Origin of the sequence: Chromohalobacter sp. 48-RD10 (genome assembly GCF_029889785.1) — a bacterium.
GTDB lineage: Bacteria > Pseudomonadota > Gammaproteobacteria > Pseudomonadales > Halomonadaceae > Chromohalobacter.
The window spans coordinates 72267-91612 of the sequence record NZ_JARANX010000001.1 but is presented as its reverse complement, the minus strand read 5'-3'; the positions used below and the strand labels follow the sequence as shown (position 1 = coordinate 91612).

Sequence of the window (19346 nt, the reverse complement as noted above, 5' to 3'; positions counted from 1 at the left end):
GGCCCGATATCGGCCTTGTAGTCGAAAATAGCGGCATGAATCGGCGTTCAATGCCTTTTTTCGGCCCTGTAGTCAAGGCCCTGTTGGTGTAGTGGAATTACACCGCATGCGACCAAGCAAGCATTGCCAAGGAGATGAAAAGCTCCGGATAATGCGCTCGTTTTTCGTTCCCCGCTGCCGTGACGAGGCCCGCCGTGAGTCAAGAAAAGCTCGAGAGCTATTTTCAGGATTGGCAAGAAAACGAAGCATTGGCCGAGGAGATGATCCCCCTGCTGGGACGCCTCTACCGTAAGTACAATGTCGTACCATCCCTGTTTGGTCGTTCGTTGATCAATCGCTCGGTGATTCGCATTCTCAAGAATCATCGCTACGTCAAGAAGGTCGAGGGTACCGAACTTTCGGTGCGCGAGACGTTGCCGATGGTCGAGGCCATGACCGAACTCGAGCTGGGGCCGGCGCACATCGATATCGGCAAGTTGGGAGTGGCGTTCAAGCGCTCCGAGCAAGACGACATCAGGGCCTTCCTCGAAACGGAACTGGCCGATATCGTGGGTCGCCATGCCGATACCGGCATGGGTGGCGAGCCCAAGGATGTCGTGCTCTATGGCTTCGGGCGCATCGGTCGTTTGCTGGCGCGTATCCTGATCGAAAAAGCGGGTGGCGGTAACTTGCTGCGTTTGCGTGCCATTGTGGTGCGGGGCGGCGGCGATGACCTGGAGAAGCGTGCCAGTCTGTTGCGTCGCGATAGTGTGCATGGGCCTTTCGCCGGTTCGATCCGGGTCGATCATGAGAACGAGGCGATCATCGCCAACGGCAACTACATCCAGATCATTCATGCCGACTCGCCCAGTGAGATCGATTACACCGCGTATGATATCCAGAGTGCTCTAGTCGTCGATAACACCGGCAAGTGGCGTGACGCGGAAGGTCTGTCCCAGCATCTAGCGTCCAAGGGCGTGGCGAAGGTGTTGCTGACCGCGCCCGGCAAAGGCGATGTCAAGAATATCGTCCAAGGCATCAACCACGACGAGATGACCGACGACGACCGCGTGATTTCGGCGGCGTCGTGTACGACCAATGCGATCGTGCCCGTCCTCAAGGCGATCAACGACGAGTTCGGTATCCTGCATGGGCATGTCGAGACGGTGCATGCCTACACCAACGATCAGAACCTGATCGATAACTATCACAAGGGCGACCGGCGGGGGCGCAGTGCTGCGCTGAACATGGTGTTGACCGAAACCGGCGCCGCCAAGGCCGTGGCCAAGGCATTGCCCGAACTGTCGGGCAAGCTCTCCGGGAATGCCATTCGCGTACCTACGCCTGATGTGTCCATGGCTATCCTCAACCTTACGCTGGACAAGGCCACTGACCGTGAGGCACTGAACGAGTACCTGCGCGACATGGCCTTGCATTCACGCATGCAAAAGCAGATCGATTACGTCGACTCGCCGGAGGTGGTGTCGTCCGATTTTGTGGGCAATCGCCATGCCGGCATCATCGATGCTCAGGCGACGATCGCCGATGATCGTCAGGTCGTGCTCTATGTGTGGTATGACAATGAATTCGGGTATAGCTGTCAGGTCGTGCGTATCCTCCAACACATGTCCAACGTGCGTTTCGTGTACTTGCCGCGCGAGACGCGCTGAGTATTCCCCGCCATATCTCCGCTGCGCCCCGGAACCGGGGCGCAGTCGTGTCTCGCATGCGTCATCGTAAGCCCTGCACTTCCTAAGGTTATGTAGTGTTATGTAGTCATTCGGGACTTGTCTCTCTATAATGGTGCTCGATTTTGGGGACGGCCTTTGGCCATGGGCCGAAAGAAGCAATCGTCTGATAAGAAAAGAATCCGACCACCGTGAAGGTTGCCCGCGCTGTTCAGCATGGTTAAAAGACGCGTGGCAAGCGTGTGGCCGTTCATGGACCCCTTTCCTTTCGAAACATCAGATCCGACAACTGGGCGAGACTATGATCGAAGTCAAACGAGGCCTGGATCTCCCCATCGCCGGGTCGCCCGAGCAGCGCATATACGATGCGCCGTCCGTGCGGCAGGTGGCGATCCTCGGCACCGACTACGTGGGCATGAAGCCGACGATGGAGGTCCGAGAGGGGGACAAGGTAAAACTGGGCCAGCTACTGTTCACCGACAAGAAGGTCCCGGGTGTACGGTTCACGGCACCAGGCGCAGGCGAGGTGGTAGCGATCAACCGTGGCGAGAAGCGGCGCCTGCTGTCGGTCGTCATCAAGCTCGATGATCACGAAGAGGCCGTACCCTTCACGGCGCATGGCGCGGACGCGCTGGATCGGTTGGAGCGCCAGACGGTCGTCGATCAACTGGTTGATTCAGGGCTCTGGACCGCATTCAGGACTCGCCCTTACTCTCGCACGCCTGCACCTGATGCTACGCCCGCCGATATTTTCGTTACCGCCATCGATACACATCCCCTTGCCGCCGACCCCAATGTGGTGATCGGTGAGGACGCCGCGGCGTTCGAGCAGGGGCTCAAAGTTCTCAAACACCTGACGCCGGGTCAGGTGTTCGTCTGCCATGGGCAAGGCGCCGAGCTACCGGGCCGCGAGCTCGAAGGCGTGCATTTCGAGGCCTTTTCTGGCCGGCATCCCGCTGGGCTGGTGGGTACTCATATCCATTATCTCTCCCCGGTGAGCCTTGCGCATCAGGTATGGCATCTCGGCTATCAGGATGTCATCGCCTTCGGCAAGATGTTTGCCGAAGGGCGCCTTGAAACACAGCGCGTAGTGGCCGTCGGCGGTCCGCGCGCCAAGCAGCCGCGCTTGTTGCGGACGCGCCTCGGGGCGAGCAGCAGTGAATTGCTGGAAGGCGAAATCGAAGCGCCCGAGGACACCCGCGTGATTTCAGGCTCGGTCTTCGGTGGCGAGATCGCCGAAGGTTCGCGGCGCTTCCTGGGGCGTTTCCATCGCCAGTTCTCGCTGCTTGAAGAGGGCAATAAGCGTGCCTTCCTGGGATGGCTGTCATTTGGGTTGCGGCGTCATTCGGTGATGGGCATCTATGTCTCTCAGTTTCTGGGGCTCAATCAGTATTCGCCGAATACGTCCACCAACGGTTCCGAGCGCGCCATGGTGCCGGTGGGCGCCTACGAACGCGTGATGCCGCTGGATATCATGCCGACGCAGTTATTGCGCTCTTTGATCGTGGGCGACATCGAGAGTTCGATGGAGCTTGGCTGTCTGGAGCTGGATGAAGAAGATCTCGCGCTTTGTACCTACGTTTGCCCCGGCAAGTACGAGTACGGCCCCATCCTGCGTGATAACCTCACCATGATCGAGAAAGAGGTCTGACGATGGGAATTCGTAATACGCTCGACAAGCTCGAGCCGCACTTTCACCAGGGTGGTAAATACGAGAAGTTCTACGCGCTGTACGAAGCGGTCGATACGATCTTCTATACCCCCCCGGACGTGACCAAGAGCACGGCGCACGTGCGTGATGGCATCGATCTGAAGCGCATCATGATCACGGTATGGCTGTGTACCTTTCCGGCGATGTTCTTCGGCATGTACAACGCTGGCCTGCAGGCCAACATGGCAATCGGCGACGGCTTCGGTGCGCTGAGCGGATGGCGTGAAGCCATCACCATGGCGCTGGCGGGGAGTCACGATCCCGGCAGCATCTGGGCCAATTTCGTACTGGGTGCCACTTATTTTCTGCCTATCTATCTGATGACCTTCGTCGTCGGCGGGTTCTGGGAAGTACTGTTCGCCGTCAAGCGTGGCCACGAGGTCAATGAAGGCTTCTTCGTCACTTCCGTGCTTTATGCGCTGATCCTGCCGGCGACTATTCCATTGTGGCAGGTGGCCTTGGGGATTACCTTCGGGGTCGTGATCGGCAAGGAAATCTTCGGCGGCACCGGCAAGAACTTCCTGAATCCGGCGCTGACCGGGCGCGCCTTCTTGTATTTCGCCTATCCGGCGCAGATCTCCGGCGATAGCGTATGGGTCCCTGCCGACGGCTATACCGGCGCTACCGCGCTCTCCGCGGCGGCCCAGAACGGCATGGGTGCCGTGCAGCAGGCATATAGCTGGTGGGACGCCTTTTTGGGTTTCATCCCTGGCTCGGTAGGAGAAACCTCGACATTGGCGATCCTCATCGGCGCGGTGGTCTTGCTGATCACGCGTATCGCCTCGTGGCGTATCATGCTGGGCGTGTTCGTGGGCATGGCGCTGACCGCGATGCTGTTCACCACCATCGGCTCGAATAGCAATCCGATGTTCGGTATGCCGTGGTACTGGCATTTCGTGCTTGGCGGCTTCGCCTTCGGTATGGTGTTCATGGCCACCGACCCGGTATCGGCGTCGATGACTGATCGTGGCAAGTTGCTGTTCGGCCTCTTGATCGGGGTGATGACGGTATTGATCCGCGTGGTCAATCCCGCGTTTCCGGAAGGCATCATGCTGGCGATTCTGTTCGCCAACCTGTTCGCGCCGATGATCGATTACTTCTTCGTGCAGGCCAATATCAAGCGCCGCCAGAAGCGTGATGCCGCGTACTCCACCGCGACGACCGAGGAGGCCACCTGATGGCCAGTAACAATTCCATCAAGAAGACGCTAACGGTCGCACTCGCGCTTTGCATCGTGTGCTCGGTGGTGGTATCGACTGCTGCCGTGGTCTTGCAGCCTACCCAGCAGAAGAACCAAGAGCTCGACCGCAAGAGCAACATCCTGCAGGTGGCCAATCTCTATGAGCCGGGGATGGACGTCGACGATGCGTTCGATGAGTTGATTACCTCGCGTGTGATCAATCTGAAGACCGGCGAGTACAGTGATCGTTTCGATCCGCAAAGCTACGATCAGTTCGATGCCGCCAAAGACCCGGCGACATCACGCACCTTGTCCGGTGAAGAGGATAGCGCTGGCATCGGGCGTGAAGAGATGTACTCGACGGTCTATCTGGTGGGTGACGACCCCGATGACCCGGACCAGATTATTCTGCCGATTCGTGGACAAGGGCTGTGGGGGCTGATGCGTGGCTTCTTCGCCATTGAAGGCGATGGCAACACCATCGTCGGATTGTCCTACTACTCTCATTCCGAAACGCCGGGGCTTGGCGGCGAGGTCGACAATCCCCGTTGGAAGGCGAAGTGGCAAGGCAAGAAGATTTATGCAGAAGATGGCATGAATCCCGACATCTCCCTGGTCAAGGGCGGTGCCGAGAGCAAGTATGAAGTCGATGCCTTGTCGGGGGCGACGCTGACGAGCCGCGGCGTGACCAATATGCTGCATTTCTGGCTGAGCGAGAGTGGCTTCGGCCCCTATCTCGCCCGCTTCCACGGCAACTCCGAAGGAGCGTGAACATGGCTGCTGATTCCGTAAAAGACGTTGTTCTCTCGCCGGTCTTCAAGAACAACCCGATCGCGCTGCAGGTGCTGGGGATTTGTTCGGCACTGGCGGTGACCAATTCCATGAGTGTGTCGTTGGTCATGGGCCTGGCCGTTATCGCGGTCACGGCGTGTTCCAACCTGTTCGTTTCATTGATTCGTCAGCATATTCCGTCGTCGATCCGCATCATCGTGCAGATGACCATCATTGCCTCGCTGGTCATCGTTGTCGATCAGGTGCTCAAGGCGTATGCCTACGAGATGTCCAAGCAGTTGTCGGTCTTCGTCGGGCTGATCATCACCAACTGCATCGTCATGGGCCGTGCCGAGGCCTATGCCATGCAAAACGGCCCCGTCATGAGCTTTCTCGATGGGGTCGGTAACGGCTTGGGTTATGCCATGATTCTGCTCGTTGTCGGCTTCTTCCGTGAGCTTTTCGGGTCCGGTAGCGTCTTCGGCTTCACTGTGCTGACGCCGGTGCAGGACGGTGGCTGGTATGTACCCAACGGCCTGATGCTGTTGCCGCCCTCGGCATTCTTCGTCATTGGCTTGATGATCTGGGTTCTGCGGAGCATTCGTACCGAGCAGGTCGAAAAAGCCGAGTACCGAATCGTGGCCAACAGCAAGGCTAAGATTAAGGAGTCCGTGTGATGTTCGAGCATTACCTGAGCCTCTTCGTCAAGGCAGTGTTCGTGGAAAACATGGCACTGGCTTTCTTTCTCGGCATGTGCACGTTTCTTGCCGTTTCCAAGAAAGTTTCCTCGGCCATCGGGCTGGGGATCGCGGTCGTGGTGGTGCTAACCATCACCGTGCCGGTCAATAACCTGATCCTGACGTATCTGTTGAAGGAAGGGGCTCTGACCTGGACGGGCCTTGAAGGCGCCGAAAATATCGACCTGTCGTTTTTGGGACTTTTGAGTTATATCGGGGTCATTGCAGCACTGGTGCAGATCCTCGAGATGTTTCTCGATAAGTTCGTCCCCTCGCTCTATAACGCGCTGGGGGTTTTCCTGCCGTTGATTACGGTGAATTGCGCGATTCTCGGCGCTTCACTATTCATGGTCGAACGTAGCTATAATTTCGGCGAGTCTGTGATCTACGGTGCCGGGGCTGGCTTCGGCTGGGCGCTGGCGATCACTGCATTGGCGGGGATTCGTGAAAAGCTCAAGTACAGTGACGTGCCGGCCAGCCTCCAAGGGTTGGGGATCACCTTCATTACCGTCGGACTGATGTCACTGGGCTTCATGTCCTTCTCCGGCATCCAGCTCTAGGCAACGGAAATAGGAAACCGACATGGTCAATACATCCATCATCGTGCTCGGCGTCGTCATGTTCACCGTGATCGTGCTTGGTCTGGTGGTCGTGATCCTGACGGCGCGCAGTCGTCTGGTCAGCAGTGGCGACGTCTCCATCGAGATCAACGGCGATCCCGAGAACACCTTGACGACCCAGGCAGGCGGCAAGTTGCTGCAAACGCTGGCCGCCAATGGCATCTTTCTTTCCTCCGCATGCGGCGGTGGCGGTTCCTGCGCACAGTGCAGATGCCGCGTGGCGGATGGCGGGGGCTCGATTCTGCCCACCGAAGAGTCTCACTTCACCCTGCGTGAGAAGAAGGAGGGCTGGCGGCTGTCTTGTCAGGTCCCGGTCAAGCAGGACATGAAGGTCGAGGTTCCCGAGGAGGTCTTCGGCGTCAAGAAGTGGGAATGTGAGGTCACCGAGAATCCCAACGTCGCCACCTTCATCAAGGAGCTCAACCTCAAGCTTCCTGAAGGCGAGGATGTGGCTTTCCGGGCCGGGGGCTATGTCCAACTGGTGGCGCCGCCTTACGACATCAAGTTCTCTGACTTCGAGATCGAAGATGAATATCGCGGCGATTGGGACAAGTTCAATCTCTTCGATACCTCCCACAAGAGCGACGAGGAGATCATCCGCGCGTACTCGATGGCGAATTACCCGGATGAAAAGGGTATCCTCAAGTTCAACATTCGTATCGCTACGCCGCCGCCCAATACCGATCATCCCCCCGGGGTCATGTCGACGTATACCTTCGCGCTCAAGCCGGGTGACAAGGTGACGGTGATGGGACCCTTCGGTGAGTTCTTTGCCAAGGAATCCGATGCGGAAATGATCTTCATCGGTGGTGGTGCAGGCATGGCGCCCATGCGCAGCCATATCTTCGATCAGCTCAAGCGCCTTGAATCGAAGCGCAAGATCTCGTTCTGGTACGGTGCCCGCTCCTGGCGTGAGACCTTCTATAATGAAGAATACGATCAGTTGGCTGCAGAGTTCGAGAATTTCGAATGGCATCTCGCGCTCTCCGACCCCTTGCCAGAGGATAACTGGGAAGGCGACACCGGCTTCATCCATAACGTACTTTACGAGAAGTACCTCAAGGATCATCCGGCGCCGGAAGATTGCGAATACTATATGTGCGGCCCGCCGATCATGAACGCATCCGTCATCAAGATGCTGACCGACATGGGTGTAGAGCCTGAAAACATCATGCTGGATGACTTCGGCGGATGAGACTGACAGCACACTGTGCAGGGCCGGCCTGGAAAGGGCTGGTCCTGTTTGTAGTATTGGTGCTGGCTGGTTGCGATCAACCGCCGCAGGCGCATCGCTTCGAGGGCCCCATCTTCGGGACGGGGTATCATGTGACCGTCTATGGCGACTTCAGCGATAAGCAACTTGCCTCGCTGGATGATGGCATCAAGGAGTCGCTCGACAAGGTCGACAACTTGATGTCGACCTACAAGGCCGACTCGGAGTTGTCGCGTTTCAATGCCGCGCCAGTGGATGAACCGTTCGAGCTGTCATCGTCGACGGCCAGCGTGATCGGGGAAGCCATCGACATCGGCGATCTCTCGAATGGCGCTTTCGATGTCACCATCGGTAGCGTGGTCAACCTGTGGGGCTTCGGTCCCGAGATGCGTCCGGACGAAGTGCCCAGCGATGATAAAATCGCCCAGGCGCTGGACAAGGTCGATTACCAGGCGTTGAAGTTGAAAGGCAATCACCTGACCAAGACCAAGCCGGTGTATGTCGATCTTTCGGGCATCGCCAAGGGGTTCGGGGTCGACCAAGTGGCGGCTCGCCTGGATGCGCTGGGCGTGACGTCTTATCTCGTGGAAGTCGGCGGCGAGATCCGCACGCGGGGGGAAAAGCCCAATGGCGAGCCTTGGCGTATCGCCGTGGAAAAACCGGTTTCTCGGGAACGTAGCGTACAACGCGTGCTCGAACTCGAAGACGTGGCGGTGGCGACATCGGGGGATTACCGCAATTATTACGAAGAAGATGGGCAGCGTTTTTCGCATACCATCGATCCGCGTACCGGTCGCCCGATCACGCATCACCTTGCCTCGGTGACGGTTGTTTCCGAGCGTAGTGCGACGGCCGATGGGCTGGCGACGGCTCTGGAGGTCCTGGGGCCCGAAAAGGGCATGGCGTTGGCCAACCGCGAGGATATTGCGGCGTATTTCATCGTCAAAACCGATGAGGGTTTCAAGACAGAGCTCAGCGAGGCGTTTCATACCTATCTTGCGGATGAGTCGTCCGAAGGGGAAAAGCAATGACAGTATGGCTTTTGGTATTCGCATTGATGCTGTTGCTGCTGGCCGGCATGGCCATCGGCGTCATTCTCGGCCGTAAGCCCATCGCAGGTTCGTGCGGGGGACTCAATCAGTTGGGCCTCAAGGAGGGATGCGATATCTGTGGCGGGGACGACAAGGCCTGCGAAGAAGAGAATCAAAAGCGCCGCAAGAGTGGGCGTCGTTCCAGCGACGAGAATCGGGGCGCCGACCTCGGCTACGACGCCGTTCGACGCTGATTGCACTCGTCAATCAATACTGACGTGGAATCGTTGGTTGAGTCCAAGGCGCCTTAGGGCGTGTCCCGACATGATATCGCGGGAAATCCGGGTATGCGCCCTGTAGGCGGCACGTCCCGTCATTCCCGCTTGCCGTGGCCAGTCTTGCGTTGAGGCTTATCGCAGCGGTTCCTCATGCATCGAGAGGAGCAGGCGAACCTAATGGCAGTTCACAATTATGATGTGGTGGTGATTGGCTCGGGCCCCGCAGGAGAAAGCGCGGCGATCAACGCGGCCAAGCATGGCAAGCGTGTGGCCATCGTCGAGAAGCAACAAGCGGTGGGCGGCAACTGCACTCACTGGGGCACGATTCCCTCCAAGGCGCTACGCCACCAGGTCAAGCAGATCATGCAGTTCAATACCAACCGCATGTTCCGCGATATCGGCGAACCGCGCTGGTTTTCCTTTCCTCGTGTGCTCGAACGTTCCAAGGTGACCATTGACCAGCAGGTCGAGATGCGCACCCAGTTCTATTCACGCAATCGCATCGATCTTTTCTTCGGCGTGGCGAACTTCCGTGACGAGCACACTCTGATCGTGCGGGACAATCAGGAAGGCGTCGAGGAGTTGTGCGCTCAGCAGTTCGTGATTGCCACGGGCTCTCGCCCTTATCGTCCCGCCGATATCAACTTCCGGCATCCACGCATTTATTGCGCGGACACCGTCCTGGGGCTTTCTCACACGCCCCGTACCTTGATCATCTTCGGGGCCGGGGTCATCGGCTCCGAGTATGCGTCGATCTTTTCAGGACTCGGTGTCAAGGTCGACTTGATCGATATGCGCGAGCGTTTGCTGTCGTTCCTCGACGATGAGATCAGCGACGCGCTTTCCTACCATCTGCGCCAGAATGGTGTATTGGTGCGCCATAACGAAGAATACGAAAGCATCGAAGGCGATGAGTCCGGGGTGATCGTCAAGCTCAAGTCCGGCAAGCGTCTGCGCGCGGATGCGTTTCTGTGGGCCAATGGGCGTACCGGCAATACCGATCAATTGGGGCTGGAAAACATCGGGCTCGAACCCAATGGGCGCGGGCAGCTACAGGTCGATGACCATTATCGCACCATGGTGCCGCATATCTATGCCGTGGGGGATGTCATCGGTTGGCCGAGTCTGGCCAGTGCCGCTTACGACCAGGGGCGTAGTGCCAGCGATGACTTCCTGGAAGAAGACTTCCGCTTCGTCGAGGATATCCCCACCGGTATCTACACGATTCCCGAGATCAGCTCGGTGGGCAAGAACGAGCGCGAGTTGACCGAAGCCAAGGTGCCTTATGAGATAGCGCAGGCGTTCTTCAAGGACACCGCGCGTGCGCAGATCACCGGGGACACGGTGGGGATGCTCAAGATTCTGTTCCATCGCGAGACACTCGAGATTCTGGGCATTCATTGCTTCGGCGACCAGGCTTCCGAGATTGTGCATATCGGCCAGGCCATCATGCAGCAAAAGGGCGAGGCCAATACCCTAAAGTATTTCATCAATACCACCTTCAACTATCCGACCATGGCCGAGGCGTATCGCGTTGCGGCGCAAAACGGACTGAATCGTATATTCTGATACGCGCCAATAGGGGGCCTGCGGTCGAAGGCCTCGGGCATTTGCCGGCCTGGATCGGCATTCGACGAGCCGGCACTTTTGCCGGCTCGTTGCATTGGGGCATCTATCGTCACATGAGCACAAGGAGGTTTTATGTATCGGGAGGACAAGCAGCATAGCGACGAAACGACGTTCACGTTGGGACGCGAAGAGTTGACCATCCACCATCGCCACGAATTGGCCAGCACGATAAACGACCTCTTGCTGGGGCTGTGGTTCACGATCGGCAGCGTATGTTTCTTCTACCAAGGCAGCGTCAAGGAGGCGGGCGTCTGGCTATTCGTGTTGGGCAGCGTGCAACTGCTTATCCGTCCGTTGATTCGTTTGCATCGCCAGATCACGCTCAAGCAGTTGCCTGCAAGTAGTCAGGAATTCTGAAGCGACTACCGATAGCGATAGACCCGCAAGCTGGGCAGGAAGGGCGTGTCTTCGAGCTTCGTGTCGGCACGTTGGGCGCGAGTTCGCTTGTCGGGCGGCTTTGCCTTCGGAGCGTTGTGCGAAGGCAGGCGAGCGTCTTCGCTGGGAATGAATAGAGGCAGTGGTAGATTCATGGCACGACGCATGCGCCCATCGGCCAGCGCTTCATGAAAGAACAGGTTGGCGCGCATGACGGGGGCCTGAGTTTGTACCTGTGCCAATGGCTCGCCGTCGGGAATATCCGCCAAGTGGCGTAGCTGAATGCGAATATGTGGGCTTTCGGTATCCATTTCCAAAAGCCGCCGTTCGGCATCACGTACGCTCAAGCGCTTGATGGAGCGCCCGCTGGTATACCAGGCGAGACGCACGCGCGACAGCGGCGCGTCCGCTACGGGTAGGTGTCGCCAGCATTGCTTGAGGTGCAGACGTGCCAAGCCTTGGCCGCGTAGATGGCTGTGCAGTGTGGGATGACGAAAGGGCAGCACGGCCTTGATCTCGTGGAGCAGGTTCGGTGCGTCTTGACGAATCTCGGCCAGTGTCGCCGCGAATGTCTGCTTGGCGTGATTGATGTCGGCGACGTATGCCAGCAATGTGGGGGTGGCGGCGATCAGGCCGATGTAATTGCGCGTCGCGCGACCGTCTTGTCCATCTTGATACCAGAAGTCGAGTAGTGCATGGCGTAGCCATGCGATATCGAAGGGAGTATCGCCCAGTACCCAGCCTTTCGGGGGAGCGTGTTCGACATGCTCGATGAGTGCCTCGCAGGCTTCGATCACATGATCGAAGTCGTGCTCGAGTCGGGCCAAGAGGTGATATTGCCGCTCCATTTTTATACCGTTATATCCATTCTAATGGCCCTATAGTGGCAAGCTTGGTGCGTCTTGGCAAGTATGCCTGGCGTTCAATGTCGGTCGTGTGAGATGGGCCGCGCCTGCCCATGGATGGCGGGCCAGTACGGCCCGCCACTCAACGGTCGCGGTAACGCTTGGTGAGATCGGCGTAGGCATCGACGCGTCGGTCACGCAGGTATGGCCAAGCTCGCCGCACTTGTTCGCTACGTGTCATGTCGAGCTCGGCCAATAGATGCGTCGTTTCATCGCCGGCCTGGGCCAATATCTCGCCCTGTGGACCGCAGATGAAGCTACCGCCCCAGAAGTCGATGCCCGACGTCGCATGCGAAGGGTCTGCTTCGTGACCGACGCGATTGGCGACCAAGACCGGTAGGCCATTGGCCACGCCATGCGAGCGCTGAATCAATGTCCAGGCGTCTTTCTGGCGGTGCTTCTCGGCGTCGTCATCGGACTGGCTCCAGCCGATGGCGGTGGGATAGAGCAAGAGATCGGCCCCGGCGAGGGCCATCAGGCGCGCGGCTTCCGGGTACCATTGATCCCAGCAGACCAAGACACCGAGCCGGCCGACGGACGTCTCGATGGGCTCGAATCCGGTATTTTCTTCGGCATCGCCGGGCGTGAAATAGAATTTTTCGTAGAACCCTGGATCGTCGGGAATATGCATCTTGCGATAGTGGCCCACGCAGCCTCGCTGGCGGTCAAATACCACGGCAGTATTATGGTAGAGTCCCGCAGCGCGGCGTTCGAAAAGCGATCCGACGAGCACGACGTCGAGTTCGGCGGCGAGGGCAGCGAGATGCTGGGCGCTGGGGCCGTCGAGTGGTTCGGCCAGATCGAACAGGCTATCGTCTTCGGTTTGGCAGAAGTAGTGCGTGGCATGCAGTTCCTGAAGCAGGATCAGTTCGGCGCCTTTCTCCGCCAGCTCACGAATGCCAACGTCGCTTTCCTGCAGACTACGGGCCTTGTCGGGCCAGGATCGTTGCTGAACGAGTCCTACCTTGAGCGTCGAAGGCATGGCGTCACTCCTTGTTATTGGTAACGTTGTCATGGGGATCGGCGGCGGACGCGGTGAAGAAAGCGCCGCGTGGTAGCTGCATGGTCAGGCAGTGGAGGCTGCCATGTTGGCGGATCACGGTGCGACAGTCGATGGGAATGATATCGCGTCCGGGGAACGCGCTGGCCAGTGCCGTCAAGGCCACGCCATCGGCAGCATCGGCATAGGTGGGCACGAGCACCGCACCGTTGATGATCAGGAAGTTGGCATAGGTGGCGGGCAGGCGATGGCCATCATCGGGGTCATAGCATGCGCGCGGCAAGGGCAAGGGAATAAGGCGATAAGGCTCGCCATCGGCGCGCCGAAAGGCCTTGAGCTCGCTCTCCATCTGCGTTAACGCGGGGAAATGCGGGTCGTCGGGGTCTTCGCAGCGTACATAAGCGATAGTCTCGGCATCGCAAAAACGGGCCAAGGTGTCGATGTGGCTATCGGTATCGTCACCTTCGAGATGGCCTTGAGTGAGCCACAGGCAACGCTCGATGCCCATGTCATCGCGCAAAGCGGCTTCGATGTCTTCACGCGTCAGGTGAGGATTACGGTTCGGATTGAGCAGGCAAGTTTCGGTGAGCAGTAATGTGTCATCGCCGTCACCCTCGATGGCGCCGCCTTCCAGGACCATCTCGCGAGTCTCCCGCGGGGCGGCGTAAATCCCCATATCCGAGAGGGCCGCAGTCAGGGCGTTATCGCGCTCGGCTGCGAACTTACCGCCCCAGCCCGTGAAGCCATAATCGAGCAGCATGATCTTGCCGTCGCGTTCGATGGCAATCGGCCCGTGGTCGCGGGTCCAGGTGTCGTCCGACGGCGCTTCAATGAGGTGCCATTGCTTGGGATGAATGCCCAGGCGGGAAAAGCGTGAATCGAGGCGTTGGCGTGTCACGTCATCGGCGACGATAACCAATACGGGCTGATATCGTGTGATCGCTACGACCAAGGCTTCCAGAGAGGCTTCGATACGCTCGAGCAGGGGCTCCCAATCGCTTTCGGCACTGGGCCACGTGAGTTGAATGGCGTCCTGGGGATGCCATTCGGGGAACAGGCGTGGGAGCATTGCGGTCTCCTATGGGGGTTGAGGCACGACGCCGTGGCAGGATTTCGTTGCCATGTCGATGATGACGGTAGCTGCAGGATTTTAGTCCTCGCCGACACGGATGCAAGTACTACCAGGTGCTGCCCATGATGATGCCATCGAATGGTTTTTTCGCCGTCATTGGCTCATGCAGGAGCATGCAAAAACACGTACCATGAGCCCGGCTCATACCAAGGAATCGATGTCGATGCTGGATCGCTTGCCGTTTCTTATCGGATTGCGCTATGTACGCGCGAAACGTCGCAACCATTTCATTTCATTCATATCCCTGACGTCCATGCTGGGCTTGATGCTGGGCGTGGCGGTATTGATCCTCGTGTTGTCGGTCATGAACGGATTCGATCATGAATTGCGGACACGCATATTGGGCATGGTGCCGCATACCAAGATCGAAGCCCAAGGGGGCATGACGGACTGGAAAGCACTCGCCGAACGCCTGGAGAAGCGTGACCACGTCATCGGCGCGGCGCCGTACGTTCAGCAGCAAGGCATGTTTTCCTCTGAAGGACGTACCCAGGGAGCTATGGTCAACGGGATCAAGCCGAGCTATGAAGGCAAGGTGTCGATCATCGACGAGCACATGACGCAAGGCTCGCTAGACGATCTTGCGCCCGGCGAGTGGCATGTGGTGCTGGGTGACTTGCTGGCACGCAACCTTGGTGTGGGCGTGGGGGATCGCGTGACATTGCTGGTACCCGAGGCCTCGATTACGCCGGGGGGCGTTTTCCCACGCCTCAAGCGTTTCACCGTCAGTGGCATCTTCAAGATAGGCGCCGATCTCGATGCCAATCTGGCCTATGCCAATATCAAGGACATGCAGAAGCTGGGCCGCCTGGGAGATTCGGTCGGTGGCCTACGCCTGGAACTGGATGATCTCTTCCAGGCGGGATCGGTCACCAATGCGATCGTGGACGATCTGGGCAGTGGTTACCGTGGGATTGACTGGACCTATACCCACGGCAACCTTTTTCAGGCGATCCAGATGGAAAAACGCATGATCGGGTTGTTGTTGATGGTGATCGTCGCCGTGGCGGCATTCAACATCGTCTCCACATTGGTCATGGTGGTGACGGACAAGCATGCTGACATCGCGATCTTGCGGACCATCGGTGCCAAGCCGGGGACCATCATGCGTATCTTCATGGTGCAGGGCATGACAATCGGGCTCATCGGTATCGTCGTGGGAGTGGCGCTCGGTGTAGTGCTGGCGTTGTCGGTCTCGGACTTGATTGCCTGGTTCGAAGCATTGACGGGTATCCAATTCCTGGATCCCAACGTCTATTTCATCAGCTATCTGCCTTCGCAGCTTCAGTGGGGCGACGTGGGTATCATCTCGGGATCGGCCTTCGTGCTGACATTCCTGTCGACGCTGTATCCCGCTTGGCGTGCGGCGCGTATTCAACCGGCCGAGGTATTGCGTTATGAATGAGGAAACCGCGATGGCGTCGAATGGCGCTTCCGCATTCGCCAACAATGAGATCATGCTGCAGTGCGATGGCCTGACGCGTATTTATCGCGAGGGCCCGCAGGACGTTACGGTGCTCGATGCGCTGGAACTGGAAGTGCGTGCCGGTGAGCGGGTTGCCGTAGTGGGTAGCTCGGGATCAGGTAAGACCACACTGCTTAATCTCTTGGGCGGCGTCGACCGCCCAAGTGCAGGGCATGTACGCATTGCCGGTCAGTCGCTCGCCGAGATGGGGGAGGCCGCACTGGGGAGCTTTCGCAATCGACATATCGGCTTCGTGTACCAGTTCCACCATCTGCTGGCAGAGTTTTCGGCGCTGGAAAATGTCGCCATGCCATTGCTCATTCGCGGGCAAAAGCGGCAGGAGGCGCAGGAAAAAGCGCGTGACATTCTTTCCCGCGTGGGCATGGCAGAGCGTTGCGAGCACAAGCCGGGCGAACTTTCGGGCGGGGAGCGGCAACGCGTAGCGATAGCACGCGCCTTGGTGACCGATCCCAGCCTGGTACTGATGGATGAGCCGACCGGTAATCTCGATCAGACCACGGCGGGCAATATTCTGTCGTTGATGGATAGTCTTGCAGCACGTAGCGCCTGCGCCTTCATCATCGTCACCCATGACACTGGCCTCGCCGCCCACCAGGACCGCGTGATGCGCCTTGATCAGGGTCGTCTTAGCGCGGACTGAGTCAGGAGTTCACGTCTGACGCTGGCGGCGCCGTCGTGCGCGACGCTGCCAGCTTCGGGCCACCTGCCAACGCCAGATCAGTCGAATGATCAGGTTGCTGAGCAAACCCACGATGATCGCCACCACGAGCGAGCCCGTCAGCAAGGCGGGCAAGATATCCGCCATTTTCTCGGCAACCCAGGTCGTAGATAGTCTATCCGGCATGTGCCGCGCGGGCGTATCCAGAAGCCAGGTGCCCACCCGGTAGTTGAAGTAGAAGATCACCGGCATGGTAAGCGGATTGGTCAGCCAGACGAGGCTGACCGACAAAGGCAGGTTGCAGCGCAGCAGCCAAGCACCGAAAGCAGCGACGACCATCTGTAATGGTATGGGGAGTAGCGCAACGAAGAGCCCCACCATGAACGCATTGCCTACGCTACGGCGCGACAGCATCCATAGAGACGGATCGCCCAGCAGGTGGTGCATGAAACGCAACGATCTTTGGCGTTTCAGCGTTTCCGGCCGGGGCATGTAACGCTGCAGAAGTCGGCGGGGCATGGTCCACGAGCTATCGAAGTGTCGATTCATTATCCATACAACTCTGGGCTCTCGCTATCGTTGCGCTCCAGCGCGCAGCAGTCGATGATATATCACCATTAGCTAAGACAAGGATGATGAATGAACCTGGGGTGGGCGATGCCGCTGGCTCTGGCAGCACTCGTCGGCAGTGTCTGGGGTTGGTGGGGACTGGTCAGCGGTATTTGTGTGTGGGGGCTGGCCGTTGTGTTGGCTGTGGCGCGCGGACGCCGGCGGTGGCTTGTGATGCTTGTCGTGGCGGGGTTATGCGCGTGGCAGGTGACCGAGCAGCGCGTAGGCACGTTGCCTGAGGGCTTGTCGCGTCAGGATATTACGCTCGTCGGGCGGGTAACGCAGGTCAGTGAAGATCAAGGGCTGACACGCATGCGCGTCGCGGTGACTCATTGCGCGCCGCAAGAGGCAGGTTTGCCGTCATGCGATGCGCTTTCGAAGGTGCGGCTGTCATGGTACGACGCCCCGTCCTTGCATGTCGGTGACCGTTGGCGATGGCGCGTGCGCATGCGTCCGCCGCAGGGCTTCGCCAATGGTTACGGCTTCGATTATGCGGCTTGGCTATGGCGCGAGGGCATCCAGGCGACGGGGTATGTGCGTGATTCGTCCGTGACACAGCGTTTGATGACCGCGTCTCCTGATATGCGCGATGCCGGCTTGGCGTTTGTGGATGCGCAGTCGTTGTCCGAGCTTGCTACCCGCTGGCTGGCGGCGCTTACCCTGGGGGCTAGTGAGCGTCTGACGCAAGACGACTGGGATTTGCTCAACGCGACCGGCACCACGCACCTGATGGTGATTTCCGGATTGCATGTCGGCTTGGTGGCAAGCGTGACGCTGGTGTTGCTGCGTCTGCTGGCGCGAGGTGTGACGCCAGGGCATTGGCGCCTCGCGACTTGGCCGTGGTGGCTAGCAGGGCTTGCGACGCTGGGATATGCCGCTATGGCAGGGTTCGAACCGCCCGCGCTACGTGCCACAGTGATGGTCTTGCTAGGGTTGTGGGTGGCCAGCGGACGTCATGCGCCAGGGCCTTGGCAGGCCTGGTGGCTGGCGTTGCTGGTGATCGTTGTGAGTGATCCTCTGACACTGTGGCGCCCCGGGCTGTGGCTATCGTTTCTAGCGGTGGGCGTTTTGATCGCGGCCTGGCAGGGGCGTCCCGCGCCGCGTGGTGTGCGAGGATGGCTGTGGGCACTGGCGCGTTCGCAATGCTTGCTGGCGCCGTTCATGGCTGCCGCCGTGCTGGTCGGTTTCGAACGGTTGGCGCCGGTGGGGCCGCTGGTCAACCTGCTTGCGGTGCCACTGGTCGGCAGCATCATGGTGCCGCTGGGTCTGCTAGGCTGGGCGCTGGCCTGGTCGCCGAGTCTGGCGATGCTCCCGTGGGGAGTGTTCGATGTGCTCGCACAGGGCGTTTGGCAAGGACTGACGCTGGCTGCCGCATGGCTGCCTGTGTGGTCACCGCCGATATGGGAAACGTGGCCGCTGGCACTGATATTGGCGGCGCTAGGCGTGGTGTGGCTGATTCCCGGGCTGGTGGGGTATCTACGCCTATGGGCCTCGGTGAGTCTGATTGCCTTGGCGTTCGTCCTGCGTCCACCCGCTATTGCGCCGGGGCGGGTCGTGGTCACTGTGCAGGATGTGGGGCAGGGGCAGTTGGTCGAGCTGCGCAGTGCCACGCAACATCTGCTGTTCGACACCGGGCCACGCTATGGCTCGGGATTCACTCCCGCAGAGTCGCTGTGGCCACCGGGGCGGCACTTCGACGATGTCATCGTCAGTCATAGCGATCGCGATCATGCCGGTGGCGTAGAGACGATTGACAGGATGCATCATGTCGCGCGCTGGTGGGGGCCGCCGGAAATGCCCGTAGGCATTGCCACACGGGCTTGTCGCCGGGGCGTGGAGTGGCAAAGGGACGGCGTCGACTATCGGTTTCTATCGCCCGTGGCAGGTGACGTGACGCGCTCCGATAATGATCGTTCGTGCGTATTGCAGGTAACGGCTGGCGATCAACGCCTGCTGATCACGGGGGATGCGGGCAGCGACATCGAGCAGCGCTTGCTGGCGGGGTTCGCGACCCCATTGACGGTCCTGGTCGCGGGGCATCATGGCAGTCGCACCAGTTCCTCGCCGGCGTTCGTGGCCCGCACTCGGCCGGAGCACGTCATCTTCAGCGCTGGCCGGTATAATGCACATGGGCATCCGCATCCCGAAGTGGTGCGCCGTTTTCGTCGCGTCGGCAGTTGCTTATGGAATACTGCCACGGACGGCGCGTTGCGCTTCACGTTGGGTGGACCGGCGTCGCGCATGCATCCGGCGCGCCCGCCCGGCGGTGTCGAAGGGGCGTGCATTGGGGTAGAATCCGGCGTTTGATGCTTGTGCATCGTATTCAACTGGCATACCGCCCTGC

Annotated in this window: 18 protein-coding genes; 14 read left to right on the top strand and 4 right to left on the bottom strand. The window is 59.2% G+C overall.

What is annotated here, in order from left to right; all coding sequences use genetic code 11:
- The first annotated feature begins 194 nt into the window (after positions 1-194).
- From OP496_RS00415 to OP496_RS00365, 11 genes are all read left to right on the top strand, one after another.
- The gene (locus OP496_RS00415) at positions 195-1649 is read left to right on the top strand and encodes a glyceraldehyde-3-phosphate dehydrogenase (RefSeq protein ID WP_280561338.1); all 1455 of its coding nucleotides are present in this window, start codon (positions 195-197) and stop codon (positions 1647-1649) included.
- A 319-nt stretch (positions 1650-1968) separates the two neighbouring features.
- Entirely contained in the window at positions 1969-3318 is a 1350-nt protein-coding gene (locus tag OP496_RS00410) for a Na(+)-translocating NADH-quinone reductase subunit A (protein ID WP_280561337.1), read from the top strand.
- 2 nt (positions 3319-3320) lie between these two features.
- On the top strand, positions 3321-4556 hold the full coding sequence (locus tag OP496_RS00405) for an NADH:ubiquinone reductase (Na(+)-transporting) subunit B (RefSeq protein WP_280561336.1): 1236 nt from the start codon (positions 3321-3323) through the stop codon (positions 4554-4556).
- Positions 4553-5329 (top strand): Na(+)-translocating NADH-quinone reductase subunit C, encoded by a 777-nt coding sequence (locus tag OP496_RS00400; RefSeq protein WP_280561876.1) that lies wholly within the window; start codon positions 4553-4555, stop codon positions 5327-5329. Before OP496_RS00405 ends, OP496_RS00400 begins: the two co-directional genes overlap by 4 nt.
- A 2-nt stretch (positions 5330-5331) precedes the next feature.
- Positions 5332-6006: an NADH:ubiquinone reductase (Na(+)-transporting) subunit D gene (locus OP496_RS00395; RefSeq protein WP_280561335.1), complete on the top strand. Its 675-nt coding sequence runs from the start codon at positions 5332-5334 to the stop codon at positions 6004-6006.
- Positions 6006-6626, top strand: coding sequence for an NADH:ubiquinone reductase (Na(+)-transporting) subunit E (gene nqrE / locus OP496_RS00390; RefSeq protein ID WP_280561334.1), 621 nt, complete (start codon positions 6006-6008; stop codon positions 6624-6626). Before OP496_RS00395 ends, nqrE begins: the two co-directional genes overlap by 1 nt.
- Positions 6627-6648: 22 nt before the next feature.
- On the top strand, positions 6649-7881 hold the full coding sequence (nqrF, locus tag OP496_RS00385; RefSeq protein WP_280561333.1) for an NADH:ubiquinone reductase (Na(+)-transporting) subunit F: 1233 nt from the start codon (positions 6649-6651) through the stop codon (positions 7879-7881).
- On the top strand, positions 7878-8930 hold the full coding sequence (locus OP496_RS00380; RefSeq protein WP_280561332.1) for an FAD:protein FMN transferase: 1053 nt from the start codon (positions 7878-7880) through the stop codon (positions 8928-8930). Before nqrF ends, OP496_RS00380 begins: the two co-directional genes overlap by 4 nt.
- On the top strand, positions 8927-9184 hold the full coding sequence (gene nqrM / locus OP496_RS00375; RefSeq protein ID WP_280561331.1) for a (Na+)-NQR maturation NqrM: 258 nt from the start codon (positions 8927-8929) through the stop codon (positions 9182-9184). The genes OP496_RS00380 and nqrM overlap by 4 nt, the downstream gene beginning before the upstream one ends.
- 174 nt (positions 9185-9358) lie before the next feature.
- Positions 9359-10777 carry a Si-specific NAD(P)(+) transhydrogenase gene (sthA, locus tag OP496_RS00370; protein ID WP_280561330.1) on the top strand — a complete coding sequence of 473 codons (1419 nt, stop codon included), beginning with the start codon at positions 9359-9361 and terminating at the stop codon, positions 10775-10777.
- A 132-nt stretch (positions 10778-10909) separates the two neighbouring features.
- Entirely contained in the window at positions 10910-11194 is a 285-nt protein-coding gene (locus OP496_RS00365) for a YrhK family protein (protein WP_280561329.1), read from the top strand.
- A 5-nt stretch (positions 11195-11199) separates the two neighbouring features.
- On the opposite strand, the gene OP496_RS00360 is transcribed toward OP496_RS00365, so the two are convergent.
- The 3 genes from OP496_RS00360 to OP496_RS00350 form a co-directional block, all read right to left on the bottom strand.
- Complete coding sequence (locus OP496_RS00360) at positions 11200-12060, bottom strand: DNA replication terminus site-binding protein (protein WP_280561328.1); 861 nt, start codon at positions 12058-12060, stop codon at positions 11200-11202.
- Between the two features lie 139 nt (positions 12061-12199).
- A complete protein-coding gene (locus OP496_RS00355) occupies positions 12200-13099 on the bottom strand; it encodes a carbon-nitrogen hydrolase (RefSeq protein ID WP_280561327.1) in 900 nt (299 codons plus the stop codon).
- A 4-nt stretch (positions 13100-13103) separates the two neighbouring features.
- Positions 13104-14186, bottom strand: coding sequence for an agmatine deiminase family protein (locus tag OP496_RS00350; RefSeq protein ID WP_280561325.1), 1083 nt, complete (start codon positions 14184-14186; stop codon positions 13104-13106).
- A 226-nt stretch (positions 14187-14412) separates the two neighbouring features.
- Between OP496_RS00350 and OP496_RS00345 the strand changes: the two genes are divergently transcribed.
- Together OP496_RS00345 and OP496_RS00340 are read left to right on the top strand one after the other, a co-directional pair.
- Positions 14413-15654 carry a lipoprotein-releasing ABC transporter permease subunit gene (locus OP496_RS00345; RefSeq protein WP_280561875.1) on the top strand — a complete coding sequence of 414 codons (1242 nt, stop codon included), beginning with the start codon at positions 14413-14415 and terminating at the stop codon, positions 15652-15654.
- Complete coding sequence (locus OP496_RS00340) at positions 15647-16375, top strand: ATP-binding cassette domain-containing protein (protein ID WP_280561324.1); 729 nt, start codon at positions 15647-15649, stop codon at positions 16373-16375. Before OP496_RS00345 ends, OP496_RS00340 begins: the two co-directional genes overlap by 8 nt.
- Positions 16376-16384: 9 nt before the next feature.
- Here the strand turns inward: OP496_RS00340 and OP496_RS00335 are convergent, their stop codons facing one another.
- Positions 16385-16912 carry a DUF2062 domain-containing protein gene (locus OP496_RS00335; RefSeq protein ID WP_280561323.1) on the bottom strand — a complete coding sequence of 176 codons (528 nt, stop codon included), beginning with the start codon at positions 16910-16912 and terminating at the stop codon, positions 16385-16387.
- A 120-nt stretch (positions 16913-17032) separates the two neighbouring features.
- On the opposite strand from OP496_RS00335, the gene OP496_RS00330 reads away from it, so the two are divergent.
- Positions 17033-19309 carry a DNA internalization-related competence protein ComEC/Rec2 gene (locus OP496_RS00330; RefSeq protein ID WP_280561322.1) on the top strand — a complete coding sequence of 759 codons (2277 nt, stop codon included), beginning with the start codon at positions 17033-17035 and terminating at the stop codon, positions 19307-19309.
- The last annotated feature ends 37 nt before the right edge of the window (positions 19310-19346 follow it).